Source organism: Vibrio atlanticus, assembly GCF_024347315.1.
GTDB classification, from domain to species: Bacteria; Pseudomonadota; Gammaproteobacteria; order Enterobacterales; family Vibrionaceae; genus Vibrio; species Vibrio atlanticus.
The window spans coordinates 1,732,288-1,750,467 of sequence record NZ_AP025460.1; the positions used below are offsets into that span (position 1 = coordinate 1,732,288).

General features: G+C 44.1%; 14 protein-coding genes. 11 read left to right on the plus strand and 3 right to left on the minus strand.

Annotated elements, in window-relative coordinates; translation table 11 throughout:
• The first annotated feature begins 221 nt into the window (after window positions 1-221).
• The 7 genes from OCV30_RS07630 (at window position 222) to OCV30_RS07660 (ending at window position 8,339) form a co-directional block, all read left to right on the plus strand.
• Window positions 222-1,598: an O-antigen ligase family protein gene (locus OCV30_RS07630; RefSeq protein WP_065680404.1), complete on the plus strand. Its 1,377-nt coding sequence runs from the start codon at window positions 222-224 to the stop codon at window positions 1,596-1,598.
• Between the two features lie 92 nt (window positions 1,599-1,690).
• Window positions 1,691-2,476: an acyltransferase gene (locus OCV30_RS07635; protein WP_009846767.1), complete on the plus strand. Its 786-nt coding sequence runs from the start codon at window positions 1,691-1,693 to the stop codon at window positions 2,474-2,476.
• Complete coding sequence (locus tag OCV30_RS07640; protein ID WP_065680405.1) at window positions 2,469-3,587, plus strand: glycosyltransferase; 1,119 nt, start codon at window positions 2,469-2,471, stop codon at window positions 3,585-3,587. Before OCV30_RS07635 ends, OCV30_RS07640 begins: the two co-directional genes overlap by 8 nt.
• Entirely contained in the window at window positions 3,584-5,008 is a 1,425-nt protein-coding gene (locus OCV30_RS07645; RefSeq protein ID WP_065680406.1) for a GumC family protein, read from the plus strand. The genes OCV30_RS07640 and OCV30_RS07645 overlap by 4 nt, the downstream gene beginning before the upstream one ends.
• Window positions 5,009-5,385: 377 nt before the next feature.
• A complete protein-coding gene (locus tag OCV30_RS07650; protein WP_065680407.1) occupies window positions 5,386-6,486 on the plus strand; it encodes a glycosyltransferase in 1,101 nt (366 codons plus the stop codon).
• Window positions 6,483-7,670 (plus strand): glycosyltransferase family 2 protein, encoded by a 1,188-nt coding sequence (locus OCV30_RS07655; protein ID WP_065680408.1) that lies wholly within the window; start codon window positions 6,483-6,485, stop codon window positions 7,668-7,670. The genes OCV30_RS07650 and OCV30_RS07655 overlap by 4 nt, the downstream gene beginning before the upstream one ends.
• Window positions 7,671-7,679: 9 nt before the next feature.
• On the plus strand, window positions 7,680-8,339 hold the full coding sequence (locus OCV30_RS07660; RefSeq protein ID WP_017097829.1) for a sugar transferase: 660 nt from the start codon (window positions 7,680-7,682) through the stop codon (window positions 8,337-8,339).
• A gap of 148 nt (window positions 8,340-8,487) precedes the next feature.
• Here OCV30_RS07660 and OCV30_RS07665 read toward each other — a convergent pair whose 3' ends face one another.
• The gene (locus tag OCV30_RS07665; protein ID WP_065680409.1) at window positions 8,488-10,170 is read right to left on the minus strand and encodes a methyl-accepting chemotaxis protein; all 1,683 of its coding nucleotides are present in this window, start codon (window positions 10,168-10,170) and stop codon (window positions 8,488-8,490) included.
• A 519-nt stretch (window positions 10,171-10,689) separates the two neighbouring features.
• Between OCV30_RS07665 and OCV30_RS07670 the strand changes: the two genes are divergently transcribed.
• The 4 genes from OCV30_RS07670 (at window position 10,690) to OCV30_RS07685 (ending at window position 17,455) form a co-directional block, all read left to right on the plus strand.
• Window positions 10,690-11,568, plus strand: a complete 879-nt coding sequence (locus OCV30_RS07670) for a LysR family transcriptional regulator (protein ID WP_065680410.1) — start codon at window positions 10,690-10,692, stop codon at window positions 11,566-11,568.
• Between the two features lie 100 nt (window positions 11,569-11,668).
• Window positions 11,669-12,802: an efflux RND transporter periplasmic adaptor subunit gene (locus OCV30_RS07675; RefSeq protein WP_065680411.1), complete on the plus strand. Its 1,134-nt coding sequence runs from the start codon at window positions 11,669-11,671 to the stop codon at window positions 12,800-12,802.
• Between the two features lie 10 nt (window positions 12,803-12,812).
• The gene (locus OCV30_RS07680; protein WP_209439712.1) at window positions 12,813-15,932 is read left to right on the plus strand and encodes an efflux RND transporter permease subunit; all 3,120 of its coding nucleotides are present in this window, start codon (window positions 12,813-12,815) and stop codon (window positions 15,930-15,932) included.
• A 2-nt stretch (window positions 15,933-15,934) separates the two neighbouring features.
• Window positions 15,935-17,455, plus strand: a complete 1,521-nt coding sequence (locus tag OCV30_RS07685; RefSeq protein WP_065680413.1) for an efflux transporter outer membrane subunit — start codon at window positions 15,935-15,937, stop codon at window positions 17,453-17,455.
• A 103-nt stretch (window positions 17,456-17,558) separates the two neighbouring features.
• Here the strand turns inward: OCV30_RS07685 and OCV30_RS07690 are convergent, their stop codons facing one another.
• Together OCV30_RS07690 and OCV30_RS07695 are read right to left on the minus strand one after the other, a co-directional pair.
• Window positions 17,559-17,777, minus strand: coding sequence for a DUF6434 domain-containing protein (locus OCV30_RS07690; protein ID WP_065680414.1), 219 nt, complete (start codon window positions 17,775-17,777; stop codon window positions 17,559-17,561).
• Window positions 17,778-17,811: 34 nt separating this feature from the next.
• Window positions 17,812-18,144 (minus strand): YnfA family protein, encoded by a 333-nt coding sequence (locus OCV30_RS07695; RefSeq protein WP_004733816.1) that lies wholly within the window; start codon window positions 18,142-18,144, stop codon window positions 17,812-17,814.
• Window positions 18,145-18,180 lie beyond the last annotated feature (36 nt).

Below are 18,180 nucleotides of genomic sequence, written 5' to 3' on the forward strand. Positions count from 1 at the left end.
ACTGATCATTTAAGCTTTACGATTTGGGCATTCTAATCAGTACCATACTGATTCTCAAAATGAAAAACCTCACTTCAGGGATAAGCCCTACCTTAATAATCCAAATAAAATCAGTTGGTTAAATAAAATGCATAGCTGGCACTCGCTTTGCAATATTTAACATCAGGCGTCACTACGCCTAAAAAATTTGCGAGCCGGTTTATTTGCGAATAGAGGTAACAATGATCAACCCAGAAGCCAATAGATTACCAGTCATCATAATGATCAGCACCTTGTGTGTTGGGCTTGGTGTTGTTTGGTACTTTGTGCCTCATCCCGCCGTTATTGTAGCGCTAGCTCTTCTGCCATTAGCCGGATTATTCGTGTTAAACAAGACATTTTGGTTAGTGTTACTGTTCGTTGTCTTTTCATTTTTCCGAATTCACGAAGCAATACCTCAACTCTATTCACTAAAAATACCGCTGATGCTCTCACTAGGCGCTCTATCAGCCCTGCTCTGGCATGCATTAATCAGTAAAGAGCTTAAAATCTTTTGGCACCCTTGCTTGAATTGGCTCGCCATATTTTGGGGTTTAGTTTTCATTGGCATTATCTTCGCGTCTAACAGGCCCATAGCATTTGCAGAATTCAAAGGTGTTTATTGGAAAATAATCGTCATGACGCTTGCGATTACTTGGTTAGTAAACACCACGGAAAATCTTGCAAAAACCGCGATGACGATTATTTACGCAGGCGCTTTAGTCAGTTTTATTGCCGTGTACAACTCAGTAAATGGTATTGGGCTTGTTGAAGGCTCGCGCGTAACTATTGGACGCGATTTTGGCTCTATGTTAGGTGACCCTAACGACTTAGCACTGGTACTGATGTTCCCACTTGCCTTTACGATAAGCCAAGCCACCACATCTGGCATTTCACGGTCCAAACGTTTAATCAGTGCCTTAGTCTGCCTGTTACTGCTTGCCGCCATTATTGCGACTCAAAGCCGTGGCGGATTACTGGGTTGTATAGCGGTGATTGGTATTTTTGCGTGGAAACTAGTTCGTTCTAAAGTCCTGTTAATCTCCGTAGGAACCATCGCGGCCGTGGTGCTCTATTTAGTTGCTGGGATCTCAGACAGAGCTTCTGGTGGTGCCGCTGAACAAGGTATCGATGAATCTGCGATGGGACGAATATATGCCTGGGAAGCGGCAGTAAAAATGGCAGTTGAGAATCCACTGACTGGCGTAGGGTTGAACAACTTCTTCTCGAATTACTTCTTTTACAGTTCGCACTGGGACGGACTGAATCACGCCGTTCACAGTACGTGGTTTGGTGTGTTAGCAGAGACTGGCTTCATTGGTCTTATCATTTTTGTCTGCCTTATCGTTTCTTTGATCAAAACCTCCCGATCCACACTCACCAGATTAAAAAACTCAACTACAGAAATCGCACCTGAACTAAATTCGGTCGCCTATGCGATCTATGCAGGTCTGATTGGAACAATCGTGTCGGGTACGTTTTTGACTCAAGGCTTCAACTGGCCGATTTATATCCTCGCAGCGCTCACAGTTTGCGTCTCTAACGTATCTCAAACTGCCTGTCAAAATGAGAAAACCTAAAAGCCACATTTTAACTCGTTGAAAATATTATATTTATTAAATGGCACAGTATATGAAAGTACTTCTATATAACAAAATAGAGGATTTTCATTATGACGTCAGTATCTATACATCAATTCAAGCATTGGCTTAAGTTTCATCCCAATTCTCGAATTAGAAATGTGTTTTTCATTTTGAAAGACATCAGAAGCGCAGAGCTACCTACCCCTCAAATACTTAATCGTTGCCTCTATCAAGCGCACAAGCTAGTGGTGAGTTTGGTTTCTGGCTTGACGCGATTCTTCTACTGGACACCGGCTTTCAAAGGTCGTGTGGCTCAATGTGGCAAGCGCCTGTATTTGTATGGTGGTCTGCCTTTCGTCAGCGGTCCGGTGCAAATTTCGATTGGCGATAACTGCCGTATCTCTGGCCACACGACATTCTCTGGTTGTACTCAGCCACTTGAAGGCTTGGAACACCCACTATTGTCGATTGGCAACAACGTCGACATCGGTTGGCAGTCGACTATCGCTGTTGGCGGTAAAGTCGTTATCTCTGACAACGTACGTATCGCTGGCGGCGCGTTCCTATTTGGATACTCTGGTCACCCGCTAGATGCAAAACGTCGAGCGCAAGGTGAAGGTGATGACCCTCAGCAAATCGGCGACATCATTCTTGAACCTGACGTTTGGTTAGGAACCAATGTAACTGTAAAAGGCGGCGTAACCATCGGCGAAGGTGCCGTAATAGCCGCAGGCAGCGTGGTAACAAAGAATATCCCGGCCTTTGCAATCGCAGGTGGTAACCCAGCTCGAGTAGTCGGACAGATTAAATCCGTTGAAGTGACTGAATCCGATGTATTCGATTCATTAGAGACTCATGGAGGTGACCATGCGTGATTTAATCGTATTTGGTGAAGACTTTGGCGGCCTACCGTCATCAACTCAACATTTAGTGCGTCACCTTGCTAAGCAACACAAAGTCTTATGGGTCAACTCTATTGGCCTAAGACAACCGAAGCTGTCCGCTAAAGATGCAACACGAGCGTTCAACAAATTGTTTGGCAAAACCAAAGCCGTTACTCAAAATATGCTCGACTCTGAGGGACACGATAACATTACTATCGTTAACTTAAAGACAATCCCTGCGCCTGCTTCTCAATTTTCTAGAAAGTTGGCTCAGCAAATGATGTTGCACCAACTAAAACCAGTGATTGCAGAGCTTAATCTTAACGCGCCTATCTTATGGACTTCGCTTCCGACCGCTGTTGATTTGTGCGGACACCTAGGTGAATCAGCGGTTGTTTATTACTGCGGGGATGACTTTAGCGCACTTGCGGGCGTAGACCACAATACAGTCGCACAGCACGAATTGGAACTCATTGAAAAATCAGATTTGATCTTCGCTGCTAGTAAAAACTTGATGAACAAATTCCCTAGCGAGAAAGCCCAACTCTTACCACATGGAGTCGATGTCGGGTTATTTTCTACACCAGTACCAAGAGCACACGATTTACCAAGCAACCACCGCCCGATTGCAGGCTTTTACGGCAGCCTTTCTCAGTGGCTTGATTATGAAATGATTGATCATGTTGCGAAGGCAATGCCGGAATGGGATTTTGTTTTCATTGGTCCAAATGAGCTTGATACGTTCATGCTGCCTAAGTTGGATAACGTACATTACCTTGGGCCTCGTCCACATCACACATTGCCAAGTTATTCACAACACTGGGATGTGAGCCTATTACCTTTCGTGGATAACGAACAGATCCGAGCATGCAGTCCATTAAAGTTGATGGAATACCTAGCCGCGGGAACTCCTATCGTGACCACCCCTTTTCCTGCGATGGTTCCTTATAAGAATCACGTTACGTCCGTTGATAATGGACAACAGATGGTCAAAGCTCTCGAGCAAAGCCGTCACCTTGAAAACTCGCCAGTATCTGTTGTCTCCAAAGACAGTTGGCAGAACCGCGGTAACTTCGTACATTGGATGTTGGAGCTATTATGAATAATCTGAAATTGCGGTTATTAGTCATCATCAATGCCATGTGGCGCCAACGCTACGTTATTGTTCTACCAATCCTTATTTTGCCCTTTGTAGGCTTAGGTGTGAGCAAATTGGCTCCGACTAAATATGACGCGCATACCAGTATGTTGATTCAAGAAACGGCCAAGATGAATCCATTCCTGGAAGACATCGCCGTATCTACCATGCTCAAAGACCGACTTAACGCGTTGAGAACACTGCTTCACAGTCGACATGTACTTTACTCGGTCGCTGATGAACTGCAATTAACCACGTCAGATATGCCTGAGGTTGAGAAACAAGAGATCATTACTGACTTGTCTCAGCGTTTATCAGTTACTCAGCTTGGAAAAGACTTTCTAAAAATTAGCTTAACGTCAAACACACCAAATGGAATGGAACAAACGCTTCGTTCAGTGAGTGAGCATTTCATTGAACAATTGCTAGCGCCGGAACGTTCGTCAATTGAGGACTCAAGTAATTTCCTGAAAATCCATATAGACAAACGTAGCGCAGAACTTGAAGAGGCAGAAGAAGCGCTAGCCGCATACATGAACGAAAACGTCCAATCAACGCCAGAAGTGCAAAGCCAAAGCTTGAATCGCTTGGCGTCACTTAAACAAACACTGGCGGAAAAAGAGGCGGAATTATCGGGTGTTGAAAAAAGTTTAGGGTCAATTGACCAGCAACTTTCTAAAACCAATCCAGTAATAGGTCGAATAGAAGATCAGATCATCGACATTCGTAGCGACCTTACCTTGTTACAAGCTAAATACACGGACAAACACAGTGCTGTGCAAGCAAAAGTGAGAGAACTAGACAGACTTGAAAATGAACGAAAGAGTTTGCTCGAGGTAACCCAACCAACGATGAACAGCGACCAGCTTTGGGACATCGCGAGTAGCACGACATTGAACAAGCTTTCCGATACCCAACCTCTTTTGGTCACTCAACTACACAGCCTACAACTGGTTCGTGCTCGCTTCGAGTCTTTAACTGAAGAGACTAAAAGCCTTCGTACTATGATTTTCGAATTAGAACAAAAGGCAAATAACTTCGGCGAAAATGCAAAAGAGATGTACCGCCTTAAACGTCAAGTTGAAATCAAGCGTCAGCTATCCGATGAACTGACCGAGCGTTATGAAATGGCTCAACTAACGGGTTCACTTGGTGTATTCGAGCAAAACAAACGTGTGAAGATTATCGATTTACCCTTCACGCCTAGCATGAAATCTAACATGCCGACTTTTATCTTTATTCTGGCTGGTTTCGTTGCAGGTATCGGATTGGGTATTGGCTTAGCGGTGTTGTTTGAGCTGTTTGACTCTTCAATCAAGCGTAAAGACGAAATCGAAGAGATCTTAGGCGTCCCAGTGATTACGGTGATCCCCAAAATGAGCTAGTCAGCCTCAAAGCCATTTTTAACTTACCAACCTCGTAGCTTCTTATCTTTTTAGCTTCCTAGCACTAAACGCCAACATTCGCTTGGCGTTTTGTTTGTCTAAAGATTCAAGTTCTAATGCCACTTTAGATTTCCCCAGACCTTTCCCCTGATTTAACACCACGATTCAAACAGCCATTCATTCGTATTCTGTTTTGATTCCCATTTTGAGAAATGAAAACCGCCCTAGAGCAATAAAACATAAATCATTGAAACATAACAATTATTAAATTGGCACAACTCCTGCAATCTCAATGTGTAGCTAAACGTTTTAAAGAAGTTACTTCAAGATAAACGTAAGAATGGCGAAACAAGAATTATAAAGGCAGGGCCCAAATTATGAATAACCAGATAACAAAGCATGGCAAGAAGATCATACATGTTGTTCAACACCTTGCACCGGGTGGGTTAGAAACCCTAACGTTAGATTTGCTGCGCCTTGCTAAACCAACAGACCAAGTGTTGATTGTCAGTTTAGAAGGGACAAAAGAAGACTCGATCAACAACTGGCCTAAATTAAAGCAGTATCAAAATCAAATCGTCTTTTTGGATAAAGCACCAGGCGTACAATTCAATATCATCATCAAATTGATTAAAGCATTTAATGGGATTAGACCCGATGTGGTTCATACCCATCACATCGGTCCACTGCTCTACGCGGGTTACGCTGCCCGTGTAACTGGGGTTCCTACTCGAATTCATACCGAGCATGATGCTTGGCATTTGAAAAATAACAAACGTCGTCGCTTACAAGCCCTTGCATTGAAAGCGGCTCAACCAACGTTAGTGGCCGATGCAACACGCGTTTACAATCAATTGCGTTGTGCGTTTTCATACAAAAACATCATCACGATTAAAAACGGCGTAGATTGTGAGAAGTTTAAACCGATGTCAAAAGCAGACGCGAGAGCAAAGCACAACCTACCAACCGACAAATACATCATTGGTTGTGCGGGGCGTTTAGAGCACGTGAAAGGTCAAGATCAGCTGATTAAGGCACTTGCTCTACTGCCATCAAACACCGTTGTCGCACTGGCTGGTGATGGTTCAAAACGCAATCAACTGGAACAACTCACTGACCGCTTGAATCTCAGCGACCGTGTGATCTTTCTTGGCTTAGTGGATGACATGACCACCTTTTACGGAGCGCTGGATACCTTCTGCCTACCTTCACGCCACGAAGGGCTTCCTCTTTCTACACTCGAAGCCCAAGCATGTAACATTCCAACCGTCGCGATGAACGTCGGTGCGGTTGATGAAACCTTATGTCCCATCAGCAGTTCCCTCGTCAAAAGTGGCAGCATTGCCGGATTAGCCAGTGCGCTATTAGAAAAACAAAATGAACGCTTTTTGTCACCTCGTCGTTACGTTCTCGACAACTTCGATATCATCAAAATGGTTTCGTCTTACAACGACATCTCAGAAGGAGTTTGCGCATGATCGACTGGTTGCTTGCAGGACTTTGCTTATTCTCCGGTGCGCTGATTGTCTACCATCACGCCGCCTATCCACTGTTACTACGTTGGTATGCGAAAAGTCACCCGGCGCGTCAGATTGAAGAGAGCCATCGTTGTTATAAAGACGAACAACAAGATTGCACACTACCCACCATCACCATTCTTGTACCGGCATTTAACGAAGAGCAATGGATCGCAGACAAGATCCGTAATCTTGCTTCACTCGATTACCCAAAAAAGAAGTTACAAGTGATTATTGCTTGTGATGGTTGTACTGATGACACGGTAAAAATCGCTCAAATGACGATTCAAGAAGCGATGTGCAGCGATATCTATTTCGAGATACATGACCACAAAACCAACCGAGGGAAAGTTGCGGTTATCAATGAAGAAGTGACAAGCATAAACAGCGACATCACGGCACTGAGTGATGTGTCAGCTCTTATTTCATTGGATGCGCTGCTTATTGCCGCCGCTCACTTTGAAAGTGACAAGGTTGGCGTGGTAAACGCAACGTATCAGCTTTTCCCAACAGGTAACGAAGGTGAAAATACCTATTGGCAGTATCAAACCGCCGTTAAAGAGTCAGAAGCTTCATTAGGTTCTAGCTTAGGTTCTCATGGCGCTTTCTACTTGTTTAGAACACACCTGTTCGAACTGCTTCCACTCAACACTATTAATGATGATTTCATCCTACCGATGCAAATCGTTAAACAAGGTTACATTGCAGAATACGAAACACAAATGGTCGCACTGGAACTAGAAGAATCAAATTTAGAAACAGATTTCAAAAGGAGACTTCGTATTTCAGCGGGTAACATGCAACAAGCGATTCGATTGTTTGGCTTGTTCAGCCCGAAGTTCAAAGGCATCGCGTTTGCGTTCTTCTCAGGAAAAGGACTTCGTCTACTCACTCCATATTTAATGATTGTGTGCTTGGTGTGCTCAATCTTACTTAACAACTACTTGGTATTTGAAGCGCTGTTATGGGCTCAAGTTGCCGTTTATACCATTGGCGTACTTGGCTGCATCTTGCCAAAGCGTCTCGTAAACAAACCTATTTCATTAATCTCTTATTTGATAGTTGGACACTATGCCAACTTCATTGGTGGCATTCGTTACCTAATCGGGCTAGAAAACTCACCTTGGACACGAGCGAATCATTAAGGACTTATTATGATGAACATTGAACAGCTATCTACTCAAAACTTATACCAATACAAAATCTCACGTGCTAAACGTACTTTCGATTTCGTGAGTTCACTGATTGCTTTGATTTTGCTAGCGCCAGTATTTCCATTGATTGCGATGGCTATTGTACTCACTTCTCGTGGCCCGATTTTCTACCGTCAACTGCGTGTTGGTAAATCGACACCGGAGAAAATGGAAATCTTTGAGATCATGAAATTCCGTAGCATGTACGAAGATGCAGAAACGCGTTCTGGTGCAGTTTGGGCTACGGCGAATGACCCTCGAATCACACCCGTTGGCCGATTTTTAAGAAAGACGCGTCTTGATGAGTTGCCACAACTGATCAATGTATTGAAAGGCGAGATGTCTCTAATTGGCCCACGTCCTGAACGCCCTACTTTTTACACCAAACTAGAGAACGAAATCCCCTACTTTGCTGACCGCACATACGGCGTAATGCCCGGTATTACGGGACTAGCACAAGTAAATCAAGGTTATGATACCTGTATTGATGATGTACGTCGTAAAGTGGGCTTTGACCACAGCTATGCACTGAGTCTGTGCTCTATGAAATCTTGGATTGTGGCTGATCTCAGCATCATTTCTAAAACAATCATAGTAATGGTCGATGGACGTGGACAATAGGTGAGATGTGTTCGCGGTGATGGATGTTTTTTTATAGTCTACTTAAGGATATGTAACTCTTGACGCTTGATAGAGAGTGGCGACCAAATTGCTTAACAATTGGTCGCCACTTTTAATTTATATTGGAGTGTTTATGCTTATTTAGTATCTAAAGCTTAAATTGACCAACAAGTTGGCTTAATTGCCCACCAGCCTGTTTAAGTTCATCCACAGCGGTACTTGATGTTTCACTCGATATCAGCAGTGAACTTACAATGTCACGTATAGTCACCAAGTTACGGTTTATTTCCTCCGTTACTGAGCTTTGCTCTGTTGCTGCAGTTGCTATATGGTCGGTCATTGCATTGATTGAGGCTACAGCAGTGCTAACATCATTCAAACCCGCAGAAATATCATTTGATGAAGTCACAACGTCCTGACAAGTATTGCTACTTTCACCCATCGAAGAAACTGCTTGTTCAACCAACTTATGAAGTTCATCAAGCATGGTCTTAATCTCTAACGTACTACCTTGAGTTCTACTTGCAAGGTTACGTACTTCGTCTGCTACTACAGCAAAGCCTCGACCTTGCTCACCTGCTCGTGCGGCTTCGATTGCTGCGTTTAGTGCTAGTAAGTTAGTTTGTTCTGCAATCTCGCCAATAACCTGTAACACACCATCTATCTTTTTAGACTGGTCGTGGAGTGAATTCATGTGTTGACTTGTGGTCACTACATTCTGTTCTAAAGAGCCAATAGATTGCGTCGACTTTTGCACAAGGTTTTGTGCATTATGAGCGTCATTGTTAGCTTCATTCGTTGCACTAGCCACTTGATGAGCACTTTGTGCCACCTCGTTTGCTGTACTACTCATCTCTGTAACCGCTGTCACCACCTGTTCTGTCTCGTGGTTGTGCTCTTGAAGTTGATTACTTAGATGAACCGTTTGGCTACTTATTTGATCAGTGGCCGTCGTAACATTATTTGTAGCTTTCGAAACCTCAGTAATAATATTGTGAAGCTTGCCGACAAACTGGTTAAACGCTTTACCTAATTGACCAATTTCATCTGTACCCGACACATTAATTCTATGGGTAAGATCACCTTCACCATTCGCAATGTCGATAAAGGTATTTAGCATATCTTTGATTGGGGCAATCATGCGTGAAGCGACATAAGACATGATCAGACAAGTTAGGGCTACTAATGCAAGCGCAGTAATGACAATTGTTGAAATTTGCGTTTCCATACGCTCACTGGCTTCTTGACGGTAAACCTCTGTAGCCTTAGCAATGTCATCAATATACAGACCCGTTCCTAAGAACCAACCCGTTCCAGAAATAGGAGCAGCGTACGCAATTTTTGGTTGAGGGACCGACGATCCTGGCTTGTCGTAAATGTATTCAATGAAACCACCACCTCTTGTCGCCTGTTCATGTAGGCGAACCGTGATTTTGATACCATTAGGATCTTTTAAACCACCGCCATTTTTACCTTCAAGTTGTGGCTTTAGGCTGTGAACAATGTAGTGGTCATTTTCGTCGAATACAAAGAAGTAGCCGCTGCCATTAGAAAAACGTGCTTCTTTTAAAGCGAACCTAACGGCTTCTTGCGCTTCTTGCCCTGTACCAAAACGTCGTACTACATCTTCAACTACAGATTGAGCAATAGTAGCTGCATCTTCAATATTGTTCTTACGCTCATCAGTTAGTACAGTTTGGTAATCTTGTACTTCGTATTCAAGTGCCGATAGTTGGGAGTTAACAACAATCACTAGAGTCACAATCGCAACCAATATCGCAGGTACAATCGCGGACAAAAGCATCTTCATTTTCATAGATAAATTATACATAAATAGTCTCAAACATTTTATTCGCGAAGATATTACACCATGAAAAATTTTAAATAAACGCCATATTATTGATTGGATCTATTGGGAGAACGATTCGAATTTACACGCTATATGTTGACGACTTAGCTAAGTATTATTTATTGTTTTTTAAGGCAATATTTATTCACTTGCCTGACTTCTCTGCACAAAAACAGTTCACAGCAACCTGTTGATTAAAAACACTATTAAACTAGGCGCACTCTGTTCCTTTTCCATTACTCTGTACTACGGTGTTTTACTTTCTATGCAACCGTCGCTCATGCATGTCTTCAAAAGTTGGTTATTCTCTCGTTTTAGCAAAATGTAAGCATAAGTAAGGTCGTTCTTGAATGGTGGATCACAGTGCCATTGGAACATTACGTTAAAACTTCTGATACAGCGCTAATAAATGCTTAATCATGGTTTGTTGTTTTCGATTTAATGTGCAGTTTGATATACGATATCGGTTAGACACTCAACCTCATATTCGAACCTATCATTATGAAAATCGAAGATCTTAAGTTATTTACCACTGTCGTCGAGCTGGGTAGTTTTACTGCCGCCGCCAACGCACTTGACCTTCCCCGTGCTAATGTTAGCCGTAGAATTAATGACCTTGAGAAGTCTCTCGGCATTCAACTGTTCTTTAGAACCACACGAAGCCTCTCCTTAACCAAATCTGGCGAGTTGTATTACAAAGAACTACTCAATGCATTAAGTGCGTTCGACAAAGCGAACTATGTCGCTTCCAACCTTTCAGAAGTTGCACATGGACAAATTAAGATTGGTCTATTGCCTGAAACCAGCGATATCATGCAGTCGACTCTGTTTAAATTCCAAGATATGTATCCTAAGGTTGAACTTGATATTCGCAACATTAGTAACGGCTTTGTCGACATGTACCGTCAAGGGTTAGACCTCGCTATGCATGGTGGTACGTTGAGCGACGCAAACGTGGTTGCTCGTAAAGTGATGGTTCTTCAACGTATTTTTGTCGCAAGCCCAGAATTTATTGAGAAACAAGGTAAGCCCTCAAACCTAAGAGAGCTCACCAATTACCCATTTGTTTGCTTCAGGTGGCCAAGTGGGGACATCGATAAACAATGGGACATCAAAGATCACACCATCAAAGTTGAACCTTCGGTTGTGAGCGACAGCATTGGCTTCGTGAAAGGCGGCGTAATTCGACATCGAGGCATCGCGTTGTTACCAGAACTATTGGTACGACAGCAACTCAAAGACGGCTCCTTGATTAACCTGTTCCCCGACGAGGATCTTCAAAAAGAAGAAGCATGGCTGCTCTACCCTCAACGTAAAGCATTAAGCCATTCAGCGCAGCTTTTGATTGATTTTCTATTACAAGAACTTCCGAAACTCTAACTATTGTAATGAATATTGTGACAGTGTTTCACGAGCAGGCTAGATTATCCTAACGAAATAGAAAGATAGAATCGCTTCATAAATTCAAGAGGAGCAATCCATGAAGCCTATCTTTCAACATTCATCTATTTTTCAACGTTCGTCTACTTTTCAACAGACACCTATATTCAAATATACAGTCATTGCACTAAGCTTAACCGCCCTGTTTGGCTGTAATGACTCAGAGGCGACTGCGCCTCAAAAACAAGCTCGACCAATTCAAGTGATTCAACTTGAGCCTCTTTCACATACGGCTGAAAAGTCTTTTACTGGCAAGATACAATCATCGGAAACGGCTGGCGTTGCGTTTCGTGTGCCTGGCACTATTCAAAATATGATGGTCTCTGTTGGTGATTCAGTAAAAAAAGGGCAACCACTTGCGCAGTTAGACCCTCATGACTATCAAGTCGCGTTAGAAGAGTTACAAGCACGAGCCCTTGAAGCTAAATCTGCACACAAATTGGCGACATCCGAACTTGGACGCGTAAAACAAGCCATCGCTGATAATGCGATTGCCGATGTTAACCTAGACCGTGCTATTAGCGGGTACGAGCGAAGTGAAGCGGCGGTTAAAGTCGTAGAACAGAATATACGCCGTGCGAAAGATTCGATTCGTTATACCCAATTGCTCGCCCCTTTCGATGGTGTGGTTGCGGCATCCAATTTTGACCAGTACGAACAAGTAATGCCGGGCATCTCGGTGTTCACAATCCACAATCCAGATAAACTTGAAGTTAAAATTCAAGTACCTGAAAATTTGATTCATGAGTTCAAACCAAATCAAAGTTCTGTCATAGATTGGTATGGTTCAGAGACTAAACTAATTGGTTATGCCGCTGAAATTTCGACGTCACCTCACCCAATCAAGCAGACCTATGCGGTTACTTACCATGTCGACTCCACTGACAAATCGGTATTACCTGGAAAAGCGGTCACATTGACGACTCAACTTGGAGAAGCGAGCAGTAATTTCTGTTTGCCATATTCTGCGTTAGTCAATCAAACGGGTATCGAGCAAGTATTCACGGTTAAAAATGAACAAGCTCATGGCGTGACTGTGGATGTGATTTCTATGTCCAAAAACACTGTGTGTGTTGAATCGACGCTCAACGATGGCGACTTCGTGGTCGTGAGTGGCGCGCAATACGTGGTGGAAGGACAATACTTCTCCAATATTCAAGTTAAAAGCCTGTAGGTGAACCATGATGAATCTAGCTGATTTTGCAATCAAACAACGCACCTTCATCCTGTTTTTCACTGCACTGAGTGTCATCGCAGGCCTGTTTTCTTATTTTGATCTTGGCAAGCTCGAAGATCCAAGCTTCACCATCAAAACGGCCGTCGTAGTAACGCTCTACCCCGGTGCTTCTGCGGAAGAAGTGGAACAGCAAGTTACTGATACCGTCGAAACTAAACTGCAAGAGATGGGATCATTAAACCGACTTCGTTCACTCTCTCGCCCTGGCATGTCGATGGTGTTTGTCGATCTCAAAGAGTCTCTTAATTCAAAAGCACTTCCTCAAGAGTGGGACTTATTGCGTCGCAAAGTATCTGACATGAAACTGTTATTGCCTTCGACTGCACAGATCAGTGTCGTACAAGACGAGTTCTCTGAAGTGTATGGGATGCTTTTCTCGATACACAGTGAAGATGCATCACCTGTCGAACTGCGCCGTTACGCAGAAGAGCTGCAACGACGTATTAAAACCGTTGATGGTATTAAGAAAGTTGAGCTACACGGTGTTCAACCTCGCGTTGTACATATTGATATCCCAGATGAAAGATTGGCTCAATACGGCCTATCGATGGCGCAAGTATGGAGCCAACTGAACACACAAAACACCACCTTTGATGCCGGTAAATTCGCAGCAGGTGGCGAGAGAATCCGCGTTCAACAATCAAGTGAGTTTTCATCTCTAGAAGACATCAAGAACTTGATGCTTAAAGGCGGTGTGAGTGAGCTAGGCACAGGCTTGATTCGCCTAGGTGACATTGCTGAAGTAACCATGGGTTACCAAGAACCAATGATGACAGAGAACCGCTACAACGGTTTACCAGCCGTGACCTTAGCGATGAGCCCTGTTACTGGCGTCAACGTTGTTTCATTAGGCGACGACATCAATCGTATTGTCAACGAGTTCCAAGCTACTCTCCCACTCGGTGTTGATATTGCCACCGTAGCGAACCAACCGGAAGAAGTACAAAAATCGATCGACAACTTCGTCAACAACTTGGTTGAAAGTGTCGCGATAGTATTCATTGTTCTTGCCGTTTTTATGGGCTTGAAGAGTGCGAATATCGTTGGGACCAGTCTTATACTGACTATCCTACTCACTCTAATCTATATGAACTTAGCGTCTATAGACCTGCATAGGGTGTCGTTAGGCACGTTTATCTTAGCGTTAGGTATGTTGGTTGATAATGCTATCGTTATCACCGATATGATGATCGTAAAGATCAACAAAGGAATTGATCGCACTCAAGCGGCGATAGATTCAGTAAAAGAAACAGGAACGCCTCTATTTGGTGCGACCGTTATCGCTATCATGGGTGCCAGCCCGGTTATCTTTTCGAAAACAGATGCCGCCGAGTTTTCTAGCTCTGTATTTTTGATCATCGCCTCTTCGTTACTGTTGTCTTGGTTTGTTGCCATGACCTTCACGGCGCTAATGTGTTGGATATTCATTAAACCAACCAAACAGAGCGAAAACACCAAAGTCAGCTTATACCGTAAGAGTGTTAACTGGACAGTAGATAACCCACTGAAGGCGTTGAGTGCCTTGGTACCATTGATATTAGTGACCGCATTTGCAATCCCAAGCATTGCCGTTAACTTTATTCCACAAGCTGACCGACCAATCCTGTTCTTGGATTACTGGTTACCGAATGGCGCTAAAGTGGAACAAACATCTGAAGACATGAAACGCATTGAGGCTTGGTTATTAGAACAACCAGAAGTTGAAAGTATCTCGACTTATGTCGGTGCTGGTGCTCCTCGTTTTTCTGTGACGATCGAGCCAGAACCATTCGATCCAGCTTACGGCCAGATCCTAATCAACGCGACAGACTTCCCGTCATTGAGCCCATTGATTGCCCGCGGTGATAAATGGTTAACGGAAGAGTTTCCAAGCGCTGATCCCCGCTTTAGAGGTTTGAAACTAGCAACCTCAGATAAGTTCAGTGTAGAAGCCCGCTTCTCTGGCCCTGATGTAGACGTTCTACACGATCTATCTGAGCAAGCAAAAGAAATCTTCGCAGAACACCCAGACACCAAGTACGTTCGTGACGACTGGCGACAGAAAAGTAAAGTATTTGAGCCTGTCATCAACCAAGAAAAGATGCGCTCTGCAGGTATAAACCGCGCGGATATTGCGTTCGCGATGAAGCGAGCTTCGGAAGGCATGCCTTTGGGTCGTATGAACTTAAACGATGAACTGGTCACAATTCAACTGCGAGGCACAAAGAGTTCGATTCAGTCATTGGAAACGTTGCCCGTTCGATCTCTGTTGGGCATCCACAGTGTTCCACTTGGCCAAGTTGTCGATGGATTTGAATTAAGCAGCGAAGAAACCATGATTTGGCGCCGTGACCGTGTAAAAACCATCACAGCACAAGCAGGTGTCGGTCGTTACACCACACCAGCAGCGGTGAGGAACTCAATCAAAGACCAAATTGAAGCGATTCATTTGCCTGATGGTTATAGCCTTGAATGGGGTGGCGAATATTACGACGAGCACAAAGCCGTCAGCGATATTCTTAAACAGCTACCTAAAGCAATCTTGTTAATGATCATCATCTTGGTGGCGATGTTTAACGGCTTCAAACAACCAGTAATCATCTTCACTACCCTACCGCTTGCAGCGACGGGTGCCACATTCAGCTTATTGCTATTGGATAAACCATTCGGATTTATGGCATTGATTGGCGCCGTAACCTTAACAGGTATGATCATCAAAAACGGCATTGTATTGATGGACCAAATAGAACTTGAACGTAAGAACGGGCGCTCACTATCTGACGCCATCAAAGAAGCAACCGTGAACCGCACAATGGCGATTTCAATGGGGGCACTTACTACAGCACTTGGCATGATCCCGTTGTTAAGCGACCTACTGTTTGACCAGATGGCAGCAACCATTATCGGTGGCTTAGCTGCAGCAACCGTGTTGTCTCTGTTTGTAATGCCTGCGCTGTACAAGCTTTTCTATCGAACTGAAGAAAAAAAGACAGTAGCAGAAGCAATCAAAGACGCCGTGATTGTGCTTGATGCAACACCTCAGCCTTCAAACAGCGGCAATACAACTTCATTCAACAAGGAGCAATAAACATGCATCCATTAACTAAGTTTAAAGTCGCTCCTATAGCGCTCGCTTTGTTGCTGACAGGTTGCGCGGTTGGCCCAGATTACGAAGAACCGCAAACGACTATCGCAGAGACGTTCTTATATAGCCAAGCTGATGTGAACCAAGACGGCGTGAGCCAAAACGAACAGAACAACCATTGGTGGACACAGTTCAATGATCCAACGCTCAATCAGTTAGTGGCCGATGTTCAAAGCCAGAACATCCCACTTAAACTGGCAGCCGAGCGAATCAACATGGCGAACTCATACAAAAGCGTGGTCGAATCATTCAAGGTTCCGACCATTAACGTCGGTGGTGGTTATTACAACTACCAACTGAGTGAGAACGACTCCCTACTCGGCCCGGTATTTGGTGCCTCTGATGCGGTTGAGTCAGCAACGGGCATGTCGTTGCTGGAAGCTCAACACGATGGTGGATTCTTAGGTGCGAGCATCGCGTGGGAAATGGACTTGTTTGGACGTATCGACAAACAATCCAACGCAGCGACGATTCGAGTTGAACAAGCCGAGATATTCCAATCAGGCTTGAACACCTTGATCACTGCCGATATCATTCACAACTACCTGCAATATCGTGGCGCGCAAGAGCGAAAAATGATCGCACTAGAGAACATAGCCGACCAAAAGCAGACTTTAGAATTGGTCACCAAAGTGGTTCGCAGCGGCTACGGGGCTGAGTTAGATCTTGCTCAAGCTAAAGCCATGCTTGCGGCGACTGAATCTATTGTTCCTCAACTTGAAATAGCAGAGCAAGTTCACAAACAACGTATGGCGGTATTGTTAGGCGAATCACTCACGAGCGTAAACCGACGTTTAGTCGGTGAATTCACCCTTCCGCGAATGAACGATGTAATTCCAACAGGCTTACCTTCTGACTTATTAGAACGACGCCCAGATATCCGAATCGCAGAACGCGAAATGGCAGCCATTAACGAAGAACTTGGTGCAAGCATTGCTAATCGCTATCCAAAGTTCTTCCTAACGGGTACGCCAGGTGTGACGGCTGGAAGCTTTGATGACCTGTTCAGTAGCGACTCATTCGGTTGGGCTGCATCTGCCGGTATCAGTTGGAATGTATTCGATGGTGGCCGAGGCGAAGCCATGGTAGAAATGAACGAAGCAAGGTTCCGTTCTGCAGCGCTTAACTACCAACACTCTGTCGACAGCGCCTTTGCAGAAGTCGATTCAAGCTTGTTTGCCTATGGCCGTAGCCAAGAGAACCAAAAACGCATCGATGAAGCTACCCTTGCCGTTGATAACGCGGTGAGCAAGGCAAAGTCGCTATACAAAGCGGGGCTAGTCGATTACTTGTCGGTGTTAGACGCACAAAGACAACAAAAAGCGATGCAAGATCGCCAAGTAGCGGCCAAGCTGCAAACCGCCAATACTACGATTGCAATATATAAAGCCTTAGGTGGAGATTGGAAAGTAGCTAATGAGCAAAAAGGTGAGATTGACACAGTTGATTTAGCTTCAATCAACTAGGGCAATTGCCCTAAGAACATGAACGATAAGCTCAATAAAAAATACCGCCGATATTATCGGCGGTATTTTTGTGGGTAGGTATTTTACTGTATTCTCGTAAAGCTTAACTATCGACGTGATTACGCTTCGCCCACTCTTGCAAGGCATCACCCATAGTCAACCCTGTCGCATTGTTCATCCACTGCATAAAATCACGGTCGAATTTAAACTGCTTACCAAGCTTGGACTTAAAATATCGACGCACGTTCTGAGTCGTTTTGTAGCTGTTCGTAATCACTGTATTATCATCAATCTGATTTTTGTGCCAATCAACCTTTTCCATGGTTTTAATCTCTTCCTGTCACTTAACGCACGAGTTACGCGTTTCGAGGGCCAAACATAATAATCGCCATACCCAATAGTGCCACAGAACCACCAACTAAATCCCACGTTGTTGGCTTTTCGCCATCAACAAGCCACAGCCATATCAAAGCAACTGAAATATACACACCGCCATACGCAGCATAAACACGCCCTGTCGCGGTAGGATGAAGCGTTAATAACCAAGCAAATAACGCGAGACTTATCGCAGCGGGAATCAGTAACCAAATGCTCTTATCTTCTCTCAACCAAAGGTATGGTAAATAGCACCCTACAATCTCAGCTACTGCCGTCAGTACAAAAAGACCGACCGTTTTAAATTCAATCACAAATTACCTTTACCTATTTAAATCCAGAATACCCTG